Origin of the sequence: Pseudomonas sp. FP597 (assembly GCF_030687435.1) — a bacterium.
Classification (GTDB): Bacteria; Pseudomonadota; Gammaproteobacteria; order Pseudomonadales; family Pseudomonadaceae; genus Aquipseudomonas; species Aquipseudomonas lactucae.
On record NZ_CP117432.1, the window covers coordinates 4,065,482 to 4,088,660 of the forward strand.

General features: G+C 61.7%; 19 protein-coding genes. 9 read left to right on the forward strand and 10 right to left on the reverse strand.

Annotation, left to right across the window (positions count from 1 at the left end; translation table 11 throughout):
* The first annotated feature begins 118 nt into the window (after positions 1–118).
* Entirely contained in the window at positions 119–355 is a 237-nt protein-coding gene (locus PSH66_RS18455; protein ID WP_003174734.1) for a DUF6555 family protein, read from the forward strand.
* A 31-nt stretch (positions 356–386) separates the two neighbouring features.
* On the opposite strand, the gene PSH66_RS18460 is transcribed toward PSH66_RS18455, so the two are convergent.
* The gene (locus PSH66_RS18460) at positions 387–590 is read right to left on the reverse strand and encodes a DUF6021 family protein (RefSeq protein WP_003174735.1); all 204 of its coding nucleotides are present in this window, start codon (positions 588–590) and stop codon (positions 387–389) included.
* A 14-nt stretch (positions 591–604) separates the two neighbouring features.
* Entirely contained in the window at positions 605–784 is a 180-nt protein-coding gene (locus PSH66_RS18465) for a hypothetical protein (RefSeq protein ID WP_003174736.1), read from the reverse strand.
* A gap of 126 nt (positions 785–910) precedes the next feature.
* Here PSH66_RS18465 and PSH66_RS18470 point away from each other — a divergent pair, with 126 nt between their 5' ends.
* Positions 911–1,432, forward strand: a complete 522-nt coding sequence (locus PSH66_RS18470) for a DUF3087 family protein (protein ID WP_305427408.1) — start codon at positions 911–913, stop codon at positions 1,430–1,432.
* A gap of 1 nt (position 1,433) precedes the next feature.
* On the opposite strand, the gene PSH66_RS18475 is transcribed toward PSH66_RS18470, so the two are convergent.
* The 3 genes from PSH66_RS18475 to PSH66_RS18485 form a co-directional block, all read right to left on the reverse strand.
* Positions 1,434–2,555, reverse strand: a complete 1,122-nt coding sequence (locus PSH66_RS18475) for an MFS transporter (RefSeq protein ID WP_305427409.1) — start codon at positions 2,553–2,555, stop codon at positions 1,434–1,436.
* 70 nt (positions 2,556–2,625) lie between these two features.
* On the reverse strand, positions 2,626–3,990 hold the full coding sequence (locus PSH66_RS18480) for an MFS transporter (protein ID WP_305427410.1): 1,365 nt from the start codon (positions 3,988–3,990) through the stop codon (positions 2,626–2,628).
* Positions 3,991–4,055: 65 nt separating this feature from the next.
* Positions 4,056–4,940 (reverse strand): Dyp-type peroxidase, encoded by an 885-nt coding sequence (locus tag PSH66_RS18485; protein ID WP_305427411.1) that lies wholly within the window; start codon positions 4,938–4,940, stop codon positions 4,056–4,058.
* Positions 4,941–5,078: 138 nt separating this feature from the next.
* Between PSH66_RS18485 and PSH66_RS18490 the strand changes: the two genes are divergently transcribed.
* Together PSH66_RS18490 and PSH66_RS18495 are read left to right on the forward strand one after the other, a co-directional pair.
* Entirely contained in the window at positions 5,079–6,695 is a 1,617-nt protein-coding gene (locus PSH66_RS18490) for an NADP-dependent glyceraldehyde-3-phosphate dehydrogenase (protein WP_305427412.1), read from the forward strand.
* 61 nt (positions 6,696–6,756) lie between these two features.
* Positions 6,757–7,818: an FUSC family protein gene (locus PSH66_RS18495; RefSeq protein ID WP_305427413.1), complete on the forward strand. Its 1,062-nt coding sequence runs from the start codon at positions 6,757–6,759 to the stop codon at positions 7,816–7,818.
* Positions 7,819–7,888: 70 nt separating this feature from the next.
* Here the strand turns inward: PSH66_RS18495 and PSH66_RS18500 are convergent, their stop codons facing one another.
* On the reverse strand, positions 7,889–11,734 hold the full coding sequence (locus PSH66_RS18500) for a hypothetical protein (RefSeq protein ID WP_305427414.1): 3,846 nt from the start codon (positions 11,732–11,734) through the stop codon (positions 7,889–7,891).
* Positions 11,735–12,437: 703 nt separating this feature from the next.
* Between PSH66_RS18500 and ltrA the strand changes: the two genes are divergently transcribed.
* Positions 12,438–13,853 carry a group II intron reverse transcriptase/maturase gene (gene ltrA, locus PSH66_RS18505; RefSeq protein WP_305427415.1) on the forward strand — a complete coding sequence of 472 codons (1,416 nt, stop codon included), beginning with the start codon at positions 12,438–12,440 and terminating at the stop codon, positions 13,851–13,853.
* Positions 13,854–13,941: 88 nt separating this feature from the next.
* Here ltrA and PSH66_RS18510 read toward each other — a convergent pair whose 3' ends face one another.
* Positions 13,942–14,694, reverse strand: coding sequence for a TetR/AcrR family transcriptional regulator (locus PSH66_RS18510; protein ID WP_003174744.1), 753 nt, complete (start codon positions 14,692–14,694; stop codon positions 13,942–13,944).
* 357 nt (positions 14,695–15,051) lie between these two features.
* On the opposite strand from PSH66_RS18510, the gene PSH66_RS18515 reads away from it, so the two are divergent.
* Genes PSH66_RS18515 through PSH66_RS18530 form a run of 4 tightly spaced genes read left to right on the forward strand, consistent with a single transcriptional unit; the run spans position 15,052 to position 19,642 of the window.
* Positions 15,052–15,759, forward strand: a complete 708-nt coding sequence (locus PSH66_RS18515) for an ABC transporter ATP-binding protein (protein WP_141064419.1) — start codon at positions 15,052–15,054, stop codon at positions 15,757–15,759.
* On the forward strand, positions 15,756–16,955 hold the full coding sequence (locus tag PSH66_RS18520) for an ABC transporter permease (protein ID WP_141064420.1): 1,200 nt from the start codon (positions 15,756–15,758) through the stop codon (positions 16,953–16,955). Before PSH66_RS18515 ends, PSH66_RS18520 begins: the two co-directional genes overlap by 4 nt.
* Positions 16,948–18,411 carry a TolC family protein gene (locus PSH66_RS18525; RefSeq protein ID WP_305427416.1) on the forward strand — a complete coding sequence of 488 codons (1,464 nt, stop codon included), beginning with the start codon at positions 16,948–16,950 and terminating at the stop codon, positions 18,409–18,411. Before PSH66_RS18520 ends, PSH66_RS18525 begins: the two co-directional genes overlap by 8 nt.
* Complete coding sequence (locus tag PSH66_RS18530; protein ID WP_305427417.1) at positions 18,401–19,642, forward strand: efflux RND transporter periplasmic adaptor subunit; 1,242 nt, start codon at positions 18,401–18,403, stop codon at positions 19,640–19,642. Before PSH66_RS18525 ends, PSH66_RS18530 begins: the two co-directional genes overlap by 11 nt.
* A gap of 15 nt (positions 19,643–19,657) precedes the next feature.
* On the opposite strand, the gene PSH66_RS18535 is transcribed toward PSH66_RS18530, so the two are convergent.
* Genes PSH66_RS18535 through PSH66_RS18545 form a run of 3 tightly spaced genes read right to left on the reverse strand, consistent with a single transcriptional unit; the run spans position 19,658 to position 23,176 of the window.
* Positions 19,658–21,052 (reverse strand): FAD/NAD(P)-binding protein, encoded by a 1,395-nt coding sequence (locus PSH66_RS18535; protein WP_305427418.1) that lies wholly within the window; start codon positions 21,050–21,052, stop codon positions 19,658–19,660.
* Positions 21,053–21,064: 12 nt separating this feature from the next.
* Positions 21,065–21,832: an ABC transporter ATP-binding protein gene (locus tag PSH66_RS18540; RefSeq protein WP_003174750.1), complete on the reverse strand. Its 768-nt coding sequence runs from the start codon at positions 21,830–21,832 to the stop codon at positions 21,065–21,067.
* A 3-nt stretch (positions 21,833–21,835) separates the two neighbouring features.
* Positions 21,836–23,176, reverse strand: coding sequence for an ABC transporter substrate-binding protein (locus PSH66_RS18545; RefSeq protein WP_003174751.1), 1,341 nt, complete (start codon positions 23,174–23,176; stop codon positions 21,836–21,838).
* Between the last annotated feature and the right edge of the window lie 3 nt (positions 23,177–23,179).

Below are 23,179 nucleotides of genomic sequence, written 5' to 3' on the forward strand. Positions count from 1 at the left end.
GCGCGATCCTTGAGCGCGTGGCGAAGGCGTCACTATGCCGCTCGGTGGGCAGGTTGTCATTTTGAATGAACCTTTTAGAACGCATCCCTATCCACTTATAACAAGACAGGGAGGCACCATGAGTACCGCTAAAATCTACACCATTCACTATCAGTTGCACGGCAAGGCCAAGTCCTTTGTAGTACGCGCCGATGTGATGAACAACGCCGAAGCCTGGCATTGGGCGGCGGTCGATGCCGATATTGCCCATGTCAGCCGTATCGGCCGCGTCGGCCACGAGCAGGTCAAGAAAACCACCCGTCCCTGGGCGGAAAAGTTCGGCATTACCGACGTCAGCTGGACGCCGCCCAAATAAACCAAGGCCCCGCTCGATGGCGGGGCCCGCACTACTTCTTCTTCAAGTCGCCCAACGGATCGTAGGGCGGCTTTTTTTCTGTCTGCTGTTTTTTGTCTTTGTCCAACGGCGCAATGGCGGGGCCGATGGGGTCGACCTGCGGGTCGGCAACATCCGGTGAGTCCGGGTCGAAACCCAGCTCGTCCTTGGCGCTGGCATGCTCGCTGGACGTCGGGCCTTTAGGCGAATGATTCATGTCGATGGCCTCTGCTAAAGCGGACGGGCTTTGTCGTGAAGGTTTTCCAGGTCCTGCTCGACCCGATCCACGTCGTCATCTTCGTTGCGATCAGCCGGGTCATTGGGACGCAACGCGTCGTTGTCGCGCTCTTCTTCGCCGGGTGTGCGGTTGGGGTTCGGAGTACCGGGCGGCGGTTGTTTATACTCGGGCATGATGGTTCACCTCACGGGGGTTGGCGGCCTACAGGGTTTTAGAGAAAGCCACCACCACCATCGTTCAACTTGTTTGCCCAAGCGTGCGATGATGCCACCCCGCCATCTCCTGGAGACGTTACCCGGATGTTCGAGCTCAAACCCTGCGACCCCATCACCTACCGCCAGCAGACCCGGCGCAGCACGCTGATCGTGGCCGTGCTGTTTCTGGCCCTGGCCATGTTGCTTTCAAGCCTGGCGGTACTGCTGTTCGGTTCGCCCGGCGGCGACAATGTTCGCTTCAACGTCGGCGGTGTGTTCGCCGGGGCGTTGATCACCGTCGCCCTGGTGCGCGGCCCCTTCTGGACGCAACCCTGGCTGGCGGCGGCGGTGTATGGCTGGCAGCTCAAGCGCAACCTGATGCGCGTGACAAATGTGATGCACAAGGTCACTGAGCGAGTGCGGGCGAATGACCCTGGCGCAATGAAGGTGCTGCGCTTTTATCACCTGGGGCTGACGCAGATGCACGAACTGGACGCCAACTCCAGCGCACAGGGGCAACTGCAGGGAGAAATGCAGGCGCACAAGGAACAGCTGCAGGCGCAAGGGATCGACACGCAGCAAACCCGCTTTGACCCCGCCTGGCTGGAAGGCCTTAAAGGCGCGTAAGTCATCGAACGCGCCAGCAGAACAGCGCACTCACCGCAATCGCCGCCCCCGCCACGCCAAATACCAGGGGCGCCGAGGCCACCGGCAACAGCAGGCCCGCCAGCAAGGGGCCAAGGCCGGCACCGATATCACGCCATACCGCATTCGACGCCAGCGCCGATACGCGCATCGAGCCTGGGTTGCGTTCGGCAACCAGGGTAGTCACCAGCGGCAGCTGCAGCGCGCGCAGCACCAGTACCGCGGCCGCACCGACGATCACCCAGTAGCTGCCGAAGGCCGTCAGGGCCACAGCACTCAGGAACGAAAACAGCAGCAGCATCGAGGTGGCACCAAAGCGTTGCGCGGCGTGACCGCCCAGTGGGCTCAACAGCATTTCCGAGACATAACGCAGCGCCATCAAGCCGCCGGCAATCAGCACCGCATCACCCCCGAGCAGCTTCTGCGCCTGAATCGACAGGCCAAAAATAAACAGCCCATCCAAGGCCACGCCTTCGATAAACGACCACATCGCCACACTGTCGGGCCACTTGAAACGCCGCCCCGGCGTGCCGTGCAAATCATGGCCGACCGACGGCAATCCGCGCGCGACCCACAAGCCCGCCAGACAGCAACCGGCCAAAATCAGAAAGATCGGACGCGGCCCGGCCCACAACGTCAGCCAGCCGCCCAGGGGTAACGCGAGCATCGGGCCCCAGGCGATCAGGGCCCGAGAACGCCCGGCGCGGCGCGCGGCACCGGCGGGCTCGGCGGTGGCCAGGACTTGGGTGGACAGGTTCAATGCGGCGAAACACAGCCCCCACACCAGCCGCAGCCCCAACAGCGCCGCGAACCCAGACAGCATCGAGTTGCCCAGGGCGCACAGCGTCGCAGCGCCGGCAGCGATCATGCAGGTCAGGCGGTCGCCGTTGCGCGCGTAGAAATTGAGCACATGCCGGTAGCCGAAAATCCGCACCAGCCGGTTGGCCGCCAGCAATACCCCGGCCTGGGCCAAGGTGATGCCGAATGCCTGGGATTCCATGGGCAACAGCAGATAAAGCAGCACGTCGCTGGGCAGGCACAGCGCCAGGGTCAGCGCGGCACGGCGCGAGGTGGTGTCGGCGGTGCGTTGGGCCTGGCTCGTCATAAATCTGAAACATCCCGAAATATTCAGGTCGCCACGGTAGCCCTTCCGCGCCCGATTTTACAACGTCCCATCACGACTTTTTCCCGTAGGGCAGCAAACGCAAACCGCTGGCCACACTGCCCACCAGTGCAAACATACAGCCCAGCCACAGCGCTGCATGCGGACCGCTGCTCATCGACAAGTGGAAACACAACGCGACCAGCGACGCCCCCAGCGTCTGCCCCAACAACCGCGATATGGCCACAATGCCACTGGCACCACCGCTGCGCGCCAACGGTGCGCTGGTCATCAAGGCCTTTAAATTGGGGGACTGAAAGAAACCGAAACCGGCACCGCACAAGGCCATGCGCCAGCCGATATCGAACGTTGATGCACCCGCGTCCAATGTCGCCAACGCGGCCATGCCCACACTGAGCATCAACAAACCGAGGCCACACAGCAAACCCAGGGACACGCGGTCCGCCAGGCGTCCGGCAACCAGCGCCATCACGGCGACCACCGCCGGCCAGGGCGTCATCAGAAAACCGGTTTCCACCTGGCTATGGCCCAGCCGCGCCTGTAACAGGAAGGGCAACGACACAAAGGCCAGGCCCTGGGCACTGAAGGCGCAGATCGCGGTCACGGACGACAACGCAAACACCGGGCGCTTGAACAGGTCCAGGGCCAGCATCGGTGCCGGGTGTCCGGCCTGGCGGCGCAGCAACAACGCACCGCACACCAGGGCGACGAAGACCAGGCCCAGCGTCAGCAGGCCTTGGGCGCCGTGCACTGCCGTGCCCAGGCCCAGCACCAGCAGGGCGAACAGCCCGGCACACAGCAAGGCGGCCAGGCGGTCAAACGCATGCCCGGTCATCGGCAGGGTCGGCAATGAGCGCAGGCCCAGCGCCAGGGCCAACAGCCCCAGCGGCACATTGATCAGGTACAGCCAGTGCCAGGTCGCCACCGACAGAATCGCCGACGCCGCCGTCGGCCCCAGCGTAAAGGCCAGCCCCACCACCAGCGAGTTATAGCCCAGCCCACGCCCGAGCATCTTCGACGGGTAGATATGCCGCAGCAACGCCGTATTCACGCTCATGATCGCCGCCGCACCCAATCCCTGCGCCACACGGGCGGCGGTGAGCGTGACCAGCGAACCGGCCAGCCCGCACAACAGCGACGAGACGATAAACAGCAGCAACCCGCCGAGGTACACACGCCGATGCCCCCACACATCGCTCAGCGAGGCGAACGGCAGCACCGTGGCGATGATCGCCAGCTGGTAGGCATTGACCACCCAGATCACCGAGGCCGAATCGGTGCCAATGCCCTCGGCCAGGGTCGGCAATGCGGTGTTGACGATGGCCGTGTCCAGGGTCGCCATGCCGATCCCCAGGGAAATCGCGATCACCGCAGGCAGGCGTTTACTGAGGGGCAGCCCATCGGCAACTGAAGACATGAGTAATCCGCTCGGGTGAAAAGGCCGCCAGATTAAGGCCAACGCAGATTTATTTCAGCCGGCGATCATCCGGCTGACGACAATTTCATATTTGCCAGGGCACTGAGGTCCAGACGCCCCTCGATGACCGGCGGACACCAGTAGTACCCCCCGGTCAGCGGCGTACTGATGCGATACAAGCCATCCACAATCCCGTCTTCCAGCCCACTCATACGGCGCAGTTGCGCTTCGAACGCATCGAAGGAATGGCCGAAAGCGAGGAACATCAAGCCCGCCTGACCGTTCTCGGCCCACGGCATGGAGCGGCGCACCACGAAGGCTTCGGGCGTGAAACTCTCCTGCGCGGTGCGTTTGGTATGTGCGGATTCGGGGGCGTCTTCCAGCTCTTCGTTGTCGCCATGGCGGCGACCGATGATGTGGTCGCGCTCCTGGGCGGGCAACGCGGCGAAGCCATCCAGGTCGTGCTGCCACTGCTGGATCGCGGCGAAGCTGGCGCCGCTGTCGGTGGTGGCGGCCTCGACGGCGGCGTCGTCGTGGGGGTTTTCGGTGCCGTCTTCGTAGTCGGTGAGGTCAAAACCGGTCTTGTAGCGGAAGCCTTCGGTCGACTGCACCAGGCGAAACGCCGGGGCCAGGACCTTTTCCACGGCGCGGCTGCGCAACAGCAGTTCACCGCGATCCACGCCATGCAACCACACCCACAGCGCCTGCTGGGTCGACGGGTTATGGGCGCCCGGAGCGCTGAGCGCCGGGAAGGCGCGCAGGCCGTCAATGTGCGCGCCCAGGGCGTGTACCAGCGGCTCACCCAAACCGACCACCGCCGACGAATCCGTCATCTGTACCAGCGCGTCCAGCGCAGCGGGCACGGCTGCCAGCGTATCCACGGCAAAAAACAGATGGCGTGCCTGCAAAGGCACCGGTGCGGCAAGAATGCCCGGCTGGTACTGACTCATGTGAACTCCTTCAAGAAAGGCGCGCAGTTTACCCGGCGCACGCCACCGTGCGTAGGAGAAAGCGCGCAAGCCTTGCCATAGAGCACTGGGATGGGTGACTCTTTAGTCATGTTTTGCAACTATTTCAGGGGTAGCGACATGACCACCAGTAACCTGCTCGCCCAGCTGTTTCCCACCGTCGAGGCCGATATTCCCGAGCAATTTCGCCTCGAAGCCCCGATTGAACAATGTGATTACCTGGTCGATGGGCAGTTGCAGGTCTGGAACGGCCCATTGGCCCAGGTGCAGAGCCCGGTGCAACTGGGTGACCAGCGCGTGGTGATCGGCAGCACGCCGCTGCTGGATGCCGACACCGCCCTCACCGCCCTTGACGCCGCCGTGCGTGCCTACAACCGTGGCCAGGGCGCCTGGCCGACCCTGCGCGTGGTCGAGCGCATCCAGCACGTCGAAGCGTTCCTACGGCGCATGCGCGAACAACGCGACGCGGTGGTCAAGCTGCTGATGTGGGAGATCGGCAAGAACCTCAAGGACTCGCAGAAAGAATTCGACCGCACCTGCGACTACATCACCGACACCATCAACGCCCTCAAGGAACTGGACCGTCGCAGCAGCCGCTTCGAGCTGGAACAGGACACCCTCGGCCAGATCCGCCGCGTGCCGCTGGGCGTGGCACTGTGCATGGGCCCTTACAACTACCCGCTCAACGAAACGTTCACCACGCTGATCCCGGCGCTGATCATGGGCAACACCGTGGTGTTCAAGCCGGCCAAGCTCGGCGTGCTGCTGATTCGCCCCTTGCTGGAGGCGTTTCGCGACAGCTTCCCGGCCGGGGTGATCAACGTGATCTACGGCAGCGGTCGCGAAACCGTCAGCGCACTGATGGCCAGCGGCAAGATCGATATCTTTGCGTTCATTGGCACCAACAAGGCCGCCAGCGACCTGAAAAAGCTGCACCCCAAGCCGCACCGCTTGCGCGCCGCGCTGGGCCTGGATGCGAAAAACCCCGGCATCGTATTGCCCGAGGTGGACCTGGACAATGCTGTCAGCGAAGCGCTCACCGGCTCGCTGTCCTTCAATGGCCAGCGCTGCACCGCGTTGAAGATCCTGTTTGTGCACGAGGATGTGGTCGCCCCTTTTATCGAGAAATTCAACGCCAAGCTGGCGTCGCTCAAGCCCGGCATGCCTTGGGAGGACGGTGTGGCACTGACGCCGTTGCCGGAGGTGGGCAAGGTCGATTACCTCAACGAGCTGGTGGCCGATGCGGCGCGGCATGGCGCCAAGGTGGTCAATGCCGACGGCGGCAGCAGCCGGGGCTCGTTCTTCTACCCGGCGGTGCTGTACCCGGTGAACCCGCGGATGCGTGTGTACCATGAGGAGCAATTCGGTCCGGTGGTGCCGATCGTGCCCTACCGTGACCTGGAGACGGTGATCGATTACGTGCTCGACTCGGATTTCGGCCAGCAGCTGAGTATTTTCGGCACCAACGCCGTGGAAGTCGGGCGCCTGGTGGATACCTTCGCCAACCAGGTCGGCCGCATCAATATCAACGCCCAGTGCCAGCGCGGGCCGGATACCTTCCCGTTCAACGGGCGCAAGAACTCGGCCGAGGGTACGCTGTCGGTGCATGACGCGCTGCGCGTGTTCTCGATCCGCACACTGGTAGCGACCAAGTTCCAGGAGAGCAACAAGGCACTGGTCAGCGAGATTCTGCGCAACCGCGATTCGAGCTTTTTGACCACCGATTACATCTTCTAAGCACAATGCCTCCCACATTTGGATTGTGTACATCTCCTGAACCGAGGCCACTTTAGTACTGATGAATCTGCCACTCTTCGCCAGGCGCCTGTTGCGCCCGCTGCTCGACCCGTACCGCCGCTATCGCCATGCCAAGCTGATCCACGCCGTGCGCGTGTCCATCGGCTTGCTGGCGACGATCCTGCTGACCACCGGCATCAACCTGCCCCATGGCGAATGGGCTTCGGTGACCATGCTGATCGTCATCGGCGGCTTGCAGCACCACGGCAATATCGGCAAAAAGGCCGTGGAGCGCGCCTACGGCACCTTGATCGGCGCCAGTGTCGGTTTGTTGCTGGTGGTGCAGCAGGCCTACTTCGGCCTGCCCCTGCTGACCTATTTGTTGATGTCGGTGGTCTGCGGGTTCTTTTCCTATCACGCCATCGGCAAGGGCGGCTACATCGCGCTGCTGTCGGCGATCACGGTGTTTATCGTCGCCGGCCACGGTGACAATCCGATCTCGGATGGCTTGTGGCGCACCGTGGATATCCTGATCGGCATCGTGCTGGCCCTGGCGTTTTCCTTCGCCCTGCCGCTGTACGCCGTGTACTCGTGGCGCTACAACCTGGCCAGCGCCTTGCGTGACTGCGCGGCGATCTACAGCCGCATCATCAGCGGCCAGTCGGTTACCGACGACGAACACCTCAAGCTGCTCAACCGGCTGAATGCCGCGATGGTGCAACTGCGCTCGCTGATGCCTTCGGTGTCCAAGGAAGTGCGGATCTCCATGACCGAACTGGACGCGATCCAACGGCACTTGCGCCTGTGCATCAGTACCCTGGAAATTCTCGGCAATACCCGCCCGGACCCGCGCGATGCGCAGGCGATGGCGCGCATGCAGGTGATGTTGAAGGCCGAGCATCGGCAGATTCGGGTGCAGTTGGTGGGAATGGCGCGGGCGTTGAAGTCGGGGGTGACAGAGCGTCTTGAGCGCACCAGTGAAATGCCGCCGCCTCAGTTGGCGCTAGCAGCGCCCATCAGCGATACGCTGGATGGGTATCGACTGCTGACCCAGCAATTGAAGGAAAACACCGAAGGCATGCGCCAGAGGCTGGTCAAGACGTCCAAGTACTGGAGGATCTGAATACATACGTAAAAAAACGGGACAGCCTTCTTAAACAACAGGTTGTCCCGTTCATTGGCGAATGATGCCTTTATCTGAACCCAACCCCCAAGAGTGAGCTATTACCTATCCACTGCTTGTAGACAGCCTCCCCTCCCGTATTGATATTTCTCGTCCACCAGTAATCGAAAAACAGGAAGTTATGGGACCAGGTACTGGACCAATATTGCCCGTTACCCATCGGCCACCTGGAACCGTAAGCAGCGCTTAACTCGCGCAACTCACCCAGGGAAGCCACGCGCAAGCCTTGACTTGCAGCCCTCGCATTAATGTCGGTTTTGGATCCCGCCCCGAGGCCATAACACAGCACGACACCGCCGACATACACGTAATAGCTCCTCGTTTGCGCCGGTACAGAGGAGTCGCGTACGGTAATCATCGCCGCCCCGTTGCCTCTCACCGTGACATACCCACTGCTGTCCACGACTGCAACGCCAGTGTTACTCGAAGAGTAGCTGTAATCCGGTGTGCCTCCGGATGCCGTTCGGCGAATAGAGTTACCGGAGTGAAACGCCGGCAAGACATTCGGATTTCCAGGTATTAGGTAAGTACGTCCATTCAGGGAGACGGCGCTCGTATCAAAGACCAACGGGCTGGTCAGCCGTACGGTATATACGGTGCTGGGGAAACTGATCGCTCGGGCCTCGTCCTCGCTTCCGTCAAATGTCACCTTCAGCGAAACCGTGACACTGCCGTTATTGGGCACACCCAGTAACCACGCACGCGAGAGCTGTATGTTTGCCAGACCATTAGCCTGTTCAACGGGCGTCAACGCGTGCGCATCCAGCAAAACCTGAGTCGCGAGACCCGGGCTGGACACTCTCAGCCAGACGCGTTGCCCCTTCATGCTCAAGCGCCATTTCTGCGCGGAGACATTTGCATTGGCGGTCAGGTTTGGCGGGTTGAGCGTGCCGCCATTGGCGATGTTATTGATCAGCGCCCTCGGCAAATTGGCTGCGGCAATCGTACCGACCTTCACCGTTTGCTCTTCGGAACAGGCCGTTCCGCCCCTGCCCAACTCCACCCGGTATTGCAGGGTGATGGTGCTGTTCACGCTGGAGGCCAGAATATCGTTGTTGATATTGAAGGTCACCGTCCCGCCATCAAGGCCGTCCTGAGGAGCGATGTAGGGCATGGAGCCATCAGGACGAATCCAGCGTAACTCTATCTTGTCGGTGCCTCCGGCATTCATATTGGGATAACTGACCAGCACCTGGCATTTGTTCTCCACTACCAGCGGGTCGATCGACACCTCAGGTCCGGTGGCTGGCGTGGAATCTTTGATTTCCGGATGCGGGTAAGTGTTTTTTTCCTTCTGGACGATATGATGACGGACATTAAACGGCACGGCGTTGAGAAGGTCGCCACTGTGGTCGAACGTGGTCAGAAAACTGATAGACAAATCAGAAAAATCTTCCAGGTTACGCAACGCGAGGACCGGCGTTTCACTGGTGATGCCGTTGGTGACCTCGCTGTCGTCAATCTCGCGGCCCCTGTACACATAATTATCGTAAGGGCCCCCAGTGTTGCGCGTGCCCTGATAATGCAACCACATGCGCTGCCCCTTGTCTGCATACATCCAGGGAGCGACGCGGGTTTCGTCGAAATCCTCAAGCAATGGAATTTCGAGCACCGCGTTGTCGCCGATACTGTCGATCAATGGGCCAGGCAGGTCTGACAAGGTCAGCAAGCGCAGGACCAGTACCGGTGATGGGGTTGAGAAACCGTTGCGAATCACGTTGAAAGACACTTCAACATCACGGCCGTCCGGATGGATGTTAAAGCCAATGACGTCGGTCGGGATCGTAAAGTCGATAAAGTCTCCGACCTGGTCCTCCTTGATTTCACTGTGGGTGCCAAGCCCTGGAAGCCCCGTCCAGAACACCTCGACTTTGTCGCGAATTTTTATGTGTTCATAGCGGACCCGGACGGTCGCCCCTCCCGGCCAGGCCAGCGCCGGGTCCAGCTCATCCGGATCCTGAGTGGCTTGCAACACCCGCGGCGGGAACAATTCGCCCAGCGCGGTGCCGACCGTCACCACCAGGTCCTGGGAATATTCAAAGACACCGTAACGATCAATCCAGAAAAGCACGGTAAGCGTTCCGTCCAGATTGTCGGTAAACAATTCAAGAGGAATGTCTATCAGCAGCTTATCGGCCGCCACGAACAGGTCGTAATAGAATTCCTGCTTCCCGCTGAGAGACCCCAGGTAATGCACGGTCAGCTTGTCCCCTGCCTGAAACTGCGCACGCAGCTCAAGGGTGCCCACACTGCCGACAGTGGCTGGGTCGACATTGCCATTGATCGCTTCATGGATAATCGGCGGCATCAAGGTTTGGGACGGGCGCCCTATCTGTACGTATCGGCGATCCGACTCCCGGATGCCGGTCGCGCCGGTGACGATGTAATGGACATTGGTATCACGCAGCCCATCAAAGCGCATGTATTCGGCATTCAGAAAGTCTCGGGTGCGTACATGTAAACCGGCCAGCTTCCGTGAACTGACCAGTTCCTGAGTATTATCCGGATGAAACCCCAGAATGTTGACCGTCAGCAGGTCCGCCGTACTGCCTGGCGGTTGGTAGTCCGGCATTTCCACGGTAATGCGCGTCAAGTCCGGTTCAATGAATGGCCCCTTCGCTTCGCGCACCAGCGGCCGTGGCAATTCGTAACGCGTGCCGCCGACCTGCACGGTGTTTTTTCTGGAGGGCAGGTCATTCGCATTGGTTCTTCGCCGCACATAAAAAGCGGTCAGCGTGCTCTGGATCAGCGACCTGACCAATTCGTTGCGGACGGGAAATTCGTAGTATTTCGGGATCTTGTCCACTGGCAGCTCTAACGACTCACTGACAAATTTCCCGTCCGGCGTGGTACCGGAAACGGTAAGCAGAATAGAGTCTCCCACAGCGAAATTAGGGCTCCTGAACGGCACCTCCACCAACACCGTCGCAGGGTCCTGCCCCAGTGCATCAGCGTCCAGTACCCCGGTGGCCTCATCGGCTTCAACGATGATCGGTCGCTGCAGCAACCTCAGGTCCAGGTCCACCTGAACCGGCACCGGTTTACACCAGGGCTCCACCTCACCGGAACGATTTCGCACCTCGTCGTACAGGTAGAACTGCACGACATAACTGCCGCTGCCGACCTTCTCTATGAACGTTTTGTCAATCGTAAAAGTCAGGTCCTTGCCGACCTGATCGTCGGTGATCGGTGGCACGTCAAACCGCTCTGGGCCCCAAGAGAACATCACCAGATCGTTAACCCGCATGTGCTCCCATTCCTTGATCGTGGCGGTGACATCCATACCAGCGCCAATCAGCGTATCTGACAACGTCAGAATCAGCTTGGAGTGCCAATGCTCATGAGGACGATCATCAGCCCCACCTGGACGGGTGTCTTTGATAAATACCACTTGAGGAACAGAGGTGCTCGGATTTACCGAACCGACTCTCAAGACTTCACCGTACACATCATGGACGAAACCCAACTCAACGGTGGTTCGGGGAACATTCAGATAGAAACGTTGATTACCCTCTTCGCCAACCTTCACGAAGTCGTTGGCGACAATGACGTCGTTCATCCGCAATCGGTACTCGTCGCCGACACTGACGGGCCTCGACCAGCGTTCAAAGACGAAATCCAGCCCTTCTTCAAGATGACGAATGCCCAGGCCGTAATTCGCACCTTCCACAGGCACGACCTGGAGCGGGGATGTATAGGGAGAATCCAAGTCTTCCAGAATCATGACACCGGGCTGGGTGGCCGATTCCTTTGGCTCGGCGGGCTTTCTTACTACGGGCTGAGGCCTGCCAACAACAACGTGGCTGGCAGCCTGCTTGATTGACTCAGGTGCGGCATCGGTGGGGTGAGTTGACATGATTGAGCTCCGTGTTGAACCGCATGCGAACAAAGCACGCGCCAGAGCTGATCAAACAACAAATGGAGAGACGTGGTACCTGTCAGAATTGACAGTGCTGACGGATGGTATCCGCCGAAAAAATGCCTTATGCACGCGCAAATAAGAGACACCGTGTAATTCACACTTTCTCTTACATATTTTTCACGCTTTATTCACATCCCCATCCGTAAGGTGAAGCCTCATCCGTTACAAATGTTGCATATCAAGCCCGCCGCCCCAGCGGGCTTTTTTTGCGTGCGCCAGGCATGGCGCGTTGCGCGTAAGCGCAACCAGCTTGGCTGTGGTGGCCACGCTGGTGACTTGGAGGTGAAAGTCCTCTACACACCCGGCAAGGGGAAGTGTTAGCCAGAGGCAAGGGTGTCGCGGGTGACTGCGAATCTGAAGGAAGCCCGAGGCAAAATGCTGGCCTGACGAACAGGAAGCGGATAGAGGCGGCGTAGCGGGGTAAGACGGCGCAAATCGTTAAAGCCCAATACTTGCACGGAACGCTACGACGTAGATCCGACAGGCATAAGCAGGAAGGTCGCGCGAATTACCCTGGGAGATCTGTAGGTTTGCCACTGTGCTACCGGGCGTCGAGAGGCGACGGGATGAACCTGCAGAAGTCAGCCGAGGCCGTAGTAAGTGACGAATAACCACGTCATCAAGGGCTGAACAGGTTATGCCGCCGGTAGGCGTCAGAGTCTCGTTGAATACCGAAATGCAGAAATTTCTCCCAGAGAAAACTGTTACTCCGAGTTCCGGACAGTATCCGAGGATGACGGCTGACAGCGCAGAGGTATCGGCGGCGTCTGTGGCGCGGACGAAAGCGGAGCCGGACACGCTGATGGCGCGGGTGCTCGCACCCGTCAACCTCAAGCGTGCGTATCACCGTGTGGTCAGCAACAAGGGCGCGCCGGGTGCCGATGGCATGACGGTCGAGCAATTGGCGGACTACACGAATCAGTATTGGCCGATCCTCAAGGCTCGGTTGCTGGCCGGTGAGTATCACCCGCAAGGTGTACGCGCCGTTGAAATCCCCAAGCCCAAGGGAGGAACGCGACAGCTGGGCATTCCCAGTGTAGTGGACCGCCTGATCCAGCAGGCTTTGCTGCAACAGCTCACACCGATCTTCGACCCTCTGTTCTCGGATTACAGCTACGGCTTTCGTCCGGGCAGAAGCGCTCACCAAGCTATCGAAACAGCTCGCGCCCATGTGGCGGCGGGGAACCGCTGGTGCGTGGAGCTTGATCTTGAGAAGTTCTTTGATCGAGTCAACCACGATGTATTGATGGCCTGCATCGAACGTCAAGTCGAAGACAAGCGAGTGCTCAGGCTGATCCGTCGCTACCTCGAGGCTGGAGTCATGTCGGGTGGGATCGCCAGCCGACGGCAGGAGGGGACGCCGCAAGGCGGTCCGCTCTCGCCGTTGTTGTCGAATATCCTGCTCAACGAACTCGACCGTGAACTGGAACGACGGGGCCACCGCTTTGTACGCTATGCCGACGACGCGAACATTTATGTGCGTAGTCGTCGCGCAGGCGAGCGTGTGCTGGCCGGGGTTGAACGCTTCCTGAATCAACACCTGAAATTGACGTTGAATCAGGAAAAGAGCCGTGTGGCACGGCCCTGGGCCTGTGACTACTTGGGTTATGGGATGAGCTGGCACCAACAGCCGAGACTAAGAGTGGCGACGATGAGCCTGGATCGCCTACGCGATCGGCTCAGAGCACTGCTGCGTAAAGCCCGGGGCCACAAGATGGCTAACGTCATTGAGCGGATCAACCCGGTGCTGCGTGGTTGGGCGGGTTACTTCAAGCTCAGCCAGAGCAGGAAACCACTCGAAGAATTGGACGGTTGGGTAAGACGTAAGCTTCGATGTGTCGTCTGGCGTCAATGGAAGCGGCCCTCTACGAGGGCGCGCAACCTGATGCGCCTGGGGATCCATGAAGGACGTGCTTGCACATCAGCGTTCAATGGCAGAGGTCCTTGGTGGAACTCGGGAGCGTCACATATGAATCAGGCGCTGCCGAAGAAACTGTGGAACCAGCTCGGACTGGTCTCGATACTCGATACGATCAACGGCTTATCCGCATGACCTGAACCGCCGTATACGGAACCGTACGTACGGTGGTGTGAGAGGACGGCGGATGTAAATCCGCCTCCTACTCGATCTTGGATTCGAGTTAGCGCGACGCCTTGGCGGTGGGTGCCACGGCTTGCTCACGAATAGCCCGCTGGGTATCAAGCACCTTGGCCAACGCGGTTTGCGCTTCGGGGCTCTGCTGCGGCACGCGAATCGCCGCCGACACCAGGGTGATCAGCTTGGCCATGACCTCGGCGTCCGTGGCCGGGCGACCCAGGCTCATGGAGTTCATGAGCAGGCGCAGTTCGGTACCGGCCATCACCCCGGAAATCGCCTTGAGGGCAAATTGCAGGCGCACGCCCAGCTCATTGCGTGGCAGGTCCGGCAAGGCCAGGGCGAAGGCTTCGAAGAAGCGCTGGAACACCGGCTGGTAATGCACCTTGAGGTATTCCTGGATAAACGGCGAGGTGTCGCTGTACACGCGGCCGAGAAAACGGATGAATGAACGCCCTTCCCCACTCGCCGGGTCGCTGCGTTCCAGGCCCATGGCCGGGGCGAACAGCACGCCCAACAACGTGTCGCAATCCAGCGGGCCGTCGGCTTCGGCTTCGCAACGCGCCAGCAGCTCCAGGCGCTGCTCGTTGAGCGGCTCCAGGCGCTGCATCAGCAGGGTTTTCATCAGGGAATCCTTGTCCCCGAAGTGGTAGTTCACGGCGGCCAGGTTGACTTGGGCGCGCTCGGTAATCTGCCGCAACAGCACGGCGTCGTACCCATACTTGATGAAAAGGGCCTCTGTCGCATCCAGCAAGCGAGTCTTGGTAACGTTTGGAGCGCTGAGTTTCTTCGCGACCATAAGGGTTCCACGGCGGAAATATTGTTTTAAAAAATAATTTGATTTTTTATACCGGGGCGGCTCGGTTAAAGCAAGTAGTGACACTCCGCCATATGAGCGAAAGCCTCGACGTACGGGCGTCTCAGCGGTCGACTGGAGGTTTTCGAGGGCGCGTTCACCTGCCTGGCAAAATCATTTCAAAGGGTAAAAACGCTCTACAGCCATGGCTGGCGGAGCGCCGATAACGCGGTTAGTATTCAAACAATATTTTAAAAACAAGAAATAAAACCAGTCCGAGACGCGTACCAGATAGCTCCCGAACTTGTTACAAGGCTTTACCGGGTGCATGAGGGCAACGTCGAGACTGCAGGCGTAGTCATGATGACCGATACCCGCGCATACCCAGGCTTGATCTCCCTGCAAGGCATCGGCAAGCGCTATCGGCTCGCCGGGCAAGAACTGACCATTCTCAATGACGTGTGCCTGTCCATCGCCAGCGGTGACAGCTGCGGCATTCTCGGCGCCTCCGGTTCCGGCAAAAGTACCCTGCTCAATATCCTCGGTCTGCTGGACCTGCCCAACGACGGCCAATACCACTTCGCCGGCCACGATATTTTCAACGCCAGCCCCGATGAACTGGCCGCCATCCGCAACCAGCAGATCGGTTTCGTGTTCCAGAGCTTCAACCTGCTGCCGCGTCTGAGCGCCCTGGATAACGTTGCCCTGCCCTTGAGCTATCGCGGCGTGTCGCGTCATGAGTCGGTGGAGCGGGCCCTGCGCATGCTCGAACAGGTGGGCCTGACCGAGCGCGCCCACCATCGCCCCGCCGACCTCTCCGGCGGCCAGCGCCAACGCGTGGCGATTGCGCGCGCCTTGGTCGGCAATCCTTCGGTAATCCTGGCCGACGAACCTACCGGCAACCTCGACAGCACGACCGCCCAGGACATCATGGACCTGCTGCTGGCGCTGAACCGCGAGCAACAAGTCACGTTGATCATCGTCACCCACGACCCGCACATCGCCGAGCGCCTGGCGCGCAAGATCCTGGTGCGCAATGGCGTGGTGCACGAGGCGCAGCGCCCATGAGCCCGCGGGTCGAACAAAGCCTGAGTCAACTGCTGCATGAAGCCTTCATCAGCCTGCGCACCTTGGGCAAGCGCTCGGTCCTGGCGCTGCTCGGCATTGTGATCGGCAGTTCCTCGGTGGTGGCGCTGATCAATATCGGGCATAACGCGGCGGTGGATGCCGCAGCGATTTTCAAGGACATGGGCACCGACACCCTGGTCGTCCAGTTCCCGCCCAAGGGCGGCGCCAACCTGCCGATGCGCCCCCAGCTCGATCTGCAAGCGGTGCGCCAGGCGGTGCCGGGCATCGCACATATCGGCGCCCTGACGCTGTTCAGCGGGCCCATCGTGTTCCATGGCCGCAGCGTCAATGCCAACGTTGTCGGCAGCACGCCGGGCATTCAGCCGGCGATGCGCCTGGTTATGCAACAGGGGCGCTTCCTGTCGAGCTTCGACGCCAACGACACCTATGGCGTGATCGGTGACCAGATCGCCCAGGCCCTCGGCGCACCGGGCGATCCCGTGCAACTGGGCGACCGCGTGCGCATCAACGACTACCTGTTCCTGATCGTGGGCATCCTGCGCAGTCAGCCACGGGCGATGCTGATGCCGGTGCAGGCCAACGAATCGCTGTTCATTCCCGCCGAAGGCATGCGCCGCATCTACGCCACGCCGCAGATCAGCAATGTGATCATCCGCGCCGCGCCAGGCCAGGACATGGAGCGCCTTGCCAAAGCCGCCGCCGGTGCCTTGCAACGCCAACTCACTGAACACGATGTCGACATTCAGGTGCCGCAGCAAATGATCGACGGCATGACCCGGCAAAGTCGCACCTTCGCCTATTTGCTGCTGGCCCTGGGCGCGATCTCCCTGGTGGGCGGCGGTGTGGGGGTGATGAACGTGATGCTGATGAACGTCTCGGAGCGCCGGCGTGAGATCGGCATCCGCATGGCCCTGGGCGCGCGCCGACGGGATATCCGTAACCTGTTCCTGATCGAAGCCGTGACCCTCACCGCTGTCGGCGCGCTGTGCGGCGCGGTGCTCGGCATGACCGCCGCCTGGCTCTATGCCTGGCTGTCAGGCTGGACGTTCGACCTGGCCGTCGCCGCCCTGCCCCTGGGAGTGGGCAGTACCTTGTTGGTGGGTCTGTTCTTTGGCATCTACCCGGCAGTCTCGGCCTCGCGCCTGCAACCGGTGGAGGCCCTGCGCGATGAATAAATGGCTGGTATTGCTGACGCTGGTCAGCCTGCCCGGCATGGCGGCCGACATCGTCATCCGGCCGTCGGCGCCGAGCACCACGCGCAGCGTATCGCTGAACGCCCAAGTCACCAGCCTGACCCTGGGCGATGCGGTGTACCTGGGCCTGCGCAACAACCCGGCGATCCGCAGTGCGTACCTGCAACGGGTGGCGCAGAAGTTCGACCTGCGTGTCGCCGAAGATGCGTTCAACCCCAAACTGACCCTCAACAGTTATTACCGCAGCACACGCGGCTCCCAGGACAGCGCACGCAACGCCAACCTGGCACCGTCCAGCAGCCTGCTCGGCGAGTACGGCACGCGCCTGAGCATGGCCTGGACCCAACAGTTGAACAACGCCGACCGCGCCGGCCGCTACCGCAGCGACGGCCTCGACCTGGCGATTATCCAGCCACTGCTGCGCGGCGCCGGCTGGGACGCCACCACTGCACCGCTGCGCCTGTCGCGCCTGTCGGAACAGGCCAACCGCTTGAACCTCAAGGCCACCGTGGCCCAGACCATCAGCCAGATCATCGCCACCTACCGCGAGTTGCTGCGCGCCCAGGAGCAATTGAGCATCGTGCAGGACGCCCTCCAGCGTTCCAACACCTTGCTCGATGTGAACAAGGCCCTGATCAGCGCCGGACGCATGGCCGAGTTCGAGATCGTGCAGACCGAAGCCGACATCGCCACCCAACAACTGGGCGTGGAGGAAGCGCAGAACCAACTGGACACCAACCGCCTGGCCCTGCTGCGCCTGCTGGCCCTGGACTTGTCCACGCCGATTCGCGCCACCGAAGCCCTGGAAGCCAAGCCCATGCAGATCGACAAGCGCCAGGCCTTCAACCTGGCGCAAACCCAGCAACCGGAATACCTCGCCGCCCTGCTCGGCAGCCAACAGGCCGACCTCAACCTGGTGATCGCCAAGGACTCCGGGCGCTGGCAAGTCGACCTCGTCGCCGGCGCGAACCAGATACGTGACAACTACACTAACGACGCCGGCAGCAGCAACAATCGCACCTGGGACAGCTACGCCGGCGTGCAGGTGCAAATCCCCATCGGCGACATCAGCACGCGTCAGGCCGAAGTGCGTGCGCGGGTGAATGTGGAGGATCAGCAGATCCGCATCACCGATGCCCGCCAGGCGCTGGAACGCAGCGTCAATGACGTGGTGCGCGACCTCGGCACGCGCTGGCGCCAGTATGAGATCTCCCAGCGCGCGGTGGAGTTGTCGCGGCGCAAGATCGAGATCGAACGGGAAAAACTCAGCGCCGGACGCTCCACCAACTTCCAGGTGCTGAGTTTCGAGACCGACCTGCGCAACGCCGAAAACGCGCAGCTCAATGCGCTGATCGCTTACCTGAACGCCCAGACCCAGCTCGACCTGACCCTGGGCATGACGCTGGAAAGTTGGGAAATCGCCCTCAATGACTACTAATCGAAAACGCCTGCTGGGCGCTGTGTTGATCCTGCTGGTGGCCGGCGCCGGGCTGGCCCTGCGCAGCCCCGCTGAAGGCCCGGCGGCGGCCGAGCAATGGCTGGCGGTGCAGCCCGATGCGCTGGTGCACCAGATCGGCCTGGTGGGCAAGATCGAGCCCGACACCACCCTCACCCTCACCGCCCCCTTCGACGGCAATGTGCAGGCCAACCTGGTCGAGCAAGGCCAACGGGTCGAAGCCGGCCAGGTGCTGCTGCGCATGGACCCCACCACCCTTGAAGTGCAATTGCGCGACGCCCTCTCCGCCCAGCTCAAGGCCCGGCGCGCCGTGCAAGAGATGCAGGACTGGGACAGCAGCCCCGCCGTCAGCCGCGCACGCCGCAGCCTGCGCACCGCCGAAATGAGCGCCGGCAACACCCAGCGCAAGCTCACCGAAAGCGAAAACCTATTCAAGCGCGGCATCATCCCGCGCAATGAACTGGACGACCTCAAGCAACAGGCCCAACAGCAACAGTTGGACTTGGTGGCGGCACGCAGTGAACTGCAACAGGCCCTCGACCAAGGCAAGGGTGAATACCGCCAGATCGCCGACATGGAACTGACCAATGCCACGGTGAAATACGAGGCCCTGCGCAGGTTGCTCGAAGGCCAGGAAATCAAGGCGCCATTCTCCGGCATCGTGGTGCCCGCGCCCGGCAATCATGCCTCTCAGGGCGGCAACGACAACAATGCCCCCATCCAGGCCGGCAGCAAGGTCAGCCAGGGCCAGGTGCTGTTTGGCCTGGCGAATATCGAACGGTTGAAAATCGTCGCCAAAGTCTCGGAACTGGACATCAACCAGTTGCATCAGGGCCAGGCGGTGGAAGTCATGGGGGATGGTTTTGATGGCGAACGGCTGAGCGGTTCGGTCAGTGTGGTCAGTGGGTTGGCGGTGGCCAGCGACAGCCAGGGCAGCGCGCAGTTTCCGGTGACCCTGTCGATTCCCAAGCTTACGCCCCAGCAGTTACAGCGGGTGCGCTTGGGAATGAGCGCACGGCTGACCATCGTCACCTACAACAATGCACAGGCGATTGTCGTGCCGAGCCAAGCGATCCAGGCGGACATGACGGTGGAGTATCGCGAGGCGATGGATAAGCCGGTGGAGCGGGTGAAAGTCACCACCGGGCAGTCGACGGCGCAAGGGGTTGAGGTGTTCGGCCTAAAGCCCGGCCTGGTGAAAATCTCAAGATAAATGAAGATCCCACATTTAGATTTCTGTCAGCTTTGAAGCCAGGGCCTTGGCCTGAAGCGCCACATCCGTCACCGCCGTGCTCTCCCACCACATCCCCCGCAACGGCGGGCCCATGGCAAACAGTCGTTGGCTGACCCGCCCCTGGGCATCCAGCACCGCCCCCGACGCATCCGCCGCAATCCCCAAGGCCAGCGGCCCAGGCTGGATCAGCCCGCGCTTGAGCAACTGCTGGGGTAACGGCCGGGCCACGCGGCGCCAGTCGTATTCGATGCCGCTGGAGTTGATCAGCGCCGCGCCCGACACCTGGGTCAGCGCTTGCTCACCGCGATAGCGCAACTGGATTGTCACGCCCTCGCCCGCAGGCGCCAGGCCCTTGAACGACGCCGCGCGAATGCGCAAGCGCCCCTCTTCGTGCAAGCGCGCCACCAGTTGCGCACTCAACGGCGGCGAGCGGTGGTGATGGCTCTCCCACCAGGGCCGAACATGGCGTACGAACTGGCGCTTTTCACGTTCGCCGGCCTGGCTCCACAGCCGACCGATATGCGCGCGCACCGTGTCCAGCGGCGCCTGCCAATCAATGCCTTGCTCCACGGCAATCCGGCATTGCCGGCGCACTTCGCGCAGCAACTGCCGAGGGCTGCGCAGGCTGTGGTCTTCGCCGAGAAAGTCCACCCAGCTCGGCGGTTGGCGGCGTACATGGGGCAGTAACCCATGGCGTGAAAACACCTCGATGGGCCCGCGATGACCGGCCTGTTCCAGGGACACCACGGCATCGACCATGGTCAGCCCCGAGCCGATGATCAGCACCGTCGACCGTGGATCGAGCCGGGTCATGGCCTGCACGTCCCAAGGGTCCACCGCCGCCGCGTTCAATCCGCTGGACTCGGTTTGTGGCGTGCGCGCCGCCGGGAACATACCGGTGGCCAATACCGCAACGGCGCCGCGCAGTGACTGGCCGTTATCGAGGGTCAGCAGGGTTGAATCCGCGTCCACTTGCAGGTCGATCACTTCGGCGCGCACATGCTCCGCCGTGGACGCCGACAGCGCTCTGGCTTCGGCCAGCCGCTGCTGCGCGTACAAGCCGAACAGCCCGCGCGGCGGGAACAGTTCGCTGATCGGTACGTGCTGCCGGTCCGACTCCGGCCAGCCACCGGCGCCGATGTGGGCGGTGAGCCATTGGGTCAGGTCGTCGGCATTGTCCGGATCGACGCTCATGCGCGCCGCGTTGCCGTTCAGGGTGTGGCCCAATTCGACCGCACTGTAGGCCTCGCCCCGGCCCAGTTCGGCACGCGGTTCGATCACCAGGATGCGGCGCCGGCCAGGCAAGCGCAGCAGTTGCACGGCGAGCATCGTGCCGCTCAGGCCGCCACCGATGATCAGCACATCGGCGTTGCGGATGGATTCACTCATGCAGGTTCGCCCTTACTGTTTGCCCAGATAAATATCATGCAGATCCCCCCGCGCCAGCAGTTCAGCGGCGCTGCCGCTCAAGGCCACGCGTCCAGTATCCAGCACGTAACCCTGGGACGCATAGGTCAGCGCGACGTTGATGTTCTGCTCGGCGATCAGGAAGCTCACCTGCTGTTCGCGGTTGAGTTGCGCGATGATCGCGAAGATCTCCTGCACGATCATAGGCGCCAAACCCATGGACGGCTCGTCGAGCAGTACCAAAGTAGGACGGGTCATCAACGCCCGGCCGATGGCGACCATCTGCTGCTCGCCGCCGGAGGTGAGCCCGGCACGGGTGTGGCGCTTGGTCTTGAGCCTTGGGAACCAGGCGTAAATGCGCTCCAGGTCCTGTTCCATCTCCTTGCGGCTCAGGCGTCGCACAAAACCGCCGCTGCGCAGGTTGTCTTCCACGCTCAGTTGGCCAAACACGTGACGGCCTTCCAGCACGTGCACCATGCCCTGGCGCACACGCTGGCTGGGGTCGACACCGGCCAGGTCCGCACCGGCGTATTCGATCACGCCCCGGCTGACCTCGGCGCGTTCGGCGCGCACCAGCCCGGAGATGGCCTTGAGGGTAGTGCTCTTGCCCGCGCCATTGGCGCCGAGCAAGGCGACGATAGCGCCCTTGGGCACGTTCAGCGACACCCCGGCCACCGCCAGGATCGCACCGTCGTAGATCACTTCAATGTCGTTGACCGTCAGCAGCGACGGGCTCGCGGACGCGGTGGCAGGCTGGCTCATGGTTTATTCATCCCCGGTGCAAGTGCGTGGCGTCAGGCCTTTTTCCTTGGCGAATGCGGCGGACTTTTCATCGATCAACGGGCGCAGCAGCGCACGGTCGGCGGCGATCCAGTCGCTGATCAGCGTCCAGTTGGCGCCGTCCCACTGCTGCACCCGCGCCGAGCCGCCGCCTTCGTGGTCGCGGCACGACAGCTTGAGGTTCTGCATCAGGCCCAGGTAGCCCATGGCTTTAAGCCGTGCATCGTCGATATCCAGGTGTTCCAGGCCCCAGCGGCCTTCTTCGCCATTGAGCGGGCGCTTGCCGAATTTGGCTTGCGCGGTGCGGATCGCTTCCACGGCGACGGCGGCATTTACCAGGCCGGAGTTGTAGTAGACGCTGCCGAAGTTTTTCAGGTCCTTGAGGTCGCTGTGGCCCTTGTCGAGGACGTATTGCTTAAGGCGCTTGTGGATCTCGAAATCGGCCCCGGCCGGGTATGGCGTGAGCGCCAGGTACCCCTTGGCGGCGGCACCGGCCGGCAATACGTCTTCGCTGGAACTGGCCCAGATGTCGCCGATGATGTGGTCCACGGGGAAGCCAAAGCGCGCGGCGGTTTTCACCGCCACGGGCGTCGACACGCCCCAGGTGCGCAGGAACACCCAGTCCGGGTTGGCCTGGCGCACCTGGCGCCACTGTGCCGATTGCTCGTTGCCCGGATCGGCCACCGGGATCTGGATATTTTCAAAGCCGTACTTTTCGGCCAGCAGCTTCAGCGGGCCGAGGGTTTCGCGCCCGTAGGCCGAGTCGTGGTAGACCGTGGCGATCTTCTTGCCCTTGAGTTTGTCGAAGCCGCCTTCACGCTGGGCGATGTAATTCACCAGCGTCGACGCCTCGCTGTAGAAGGTCAGCATCACCGGAAAGTTGTACGGGAACACCGTGCCGTCGGTGGCTTCGGTGCGCCCGTAGCCGAGGGTGATCAGCGGGATCTTGTCCACCTCTGCCCTTTCGCTGAGCGCATACGCCGCCGGTGCGCCGTTGGGTTGGTACACCGCGACGGGCGCGCCATCCAGGCCATTCTTGAAGCGCTCATAGCACTCGATGCCCTTCTCCGCGGTCCATTCGGTCTCGCATTCCTGCCACACCAGTTTCACACCGTTGATGCCGCCTTCGACCTCGTTGATATAGCGCAGGTAGTCGATCATCCCGGCCCACACCTGCACACCGCTGGAGGCATAGGCCCCCACCCGATAGGTCGCCAGGGGGAAGAATTGCTGGTCGGGTGACGCCATGGCCTGGGGCACGGCAGCGGCCAAGGTCGCCAGCGCAAAGGCAGCGCCGGCCAGGGAGCGTTTCAAGGATGCACGCATGGA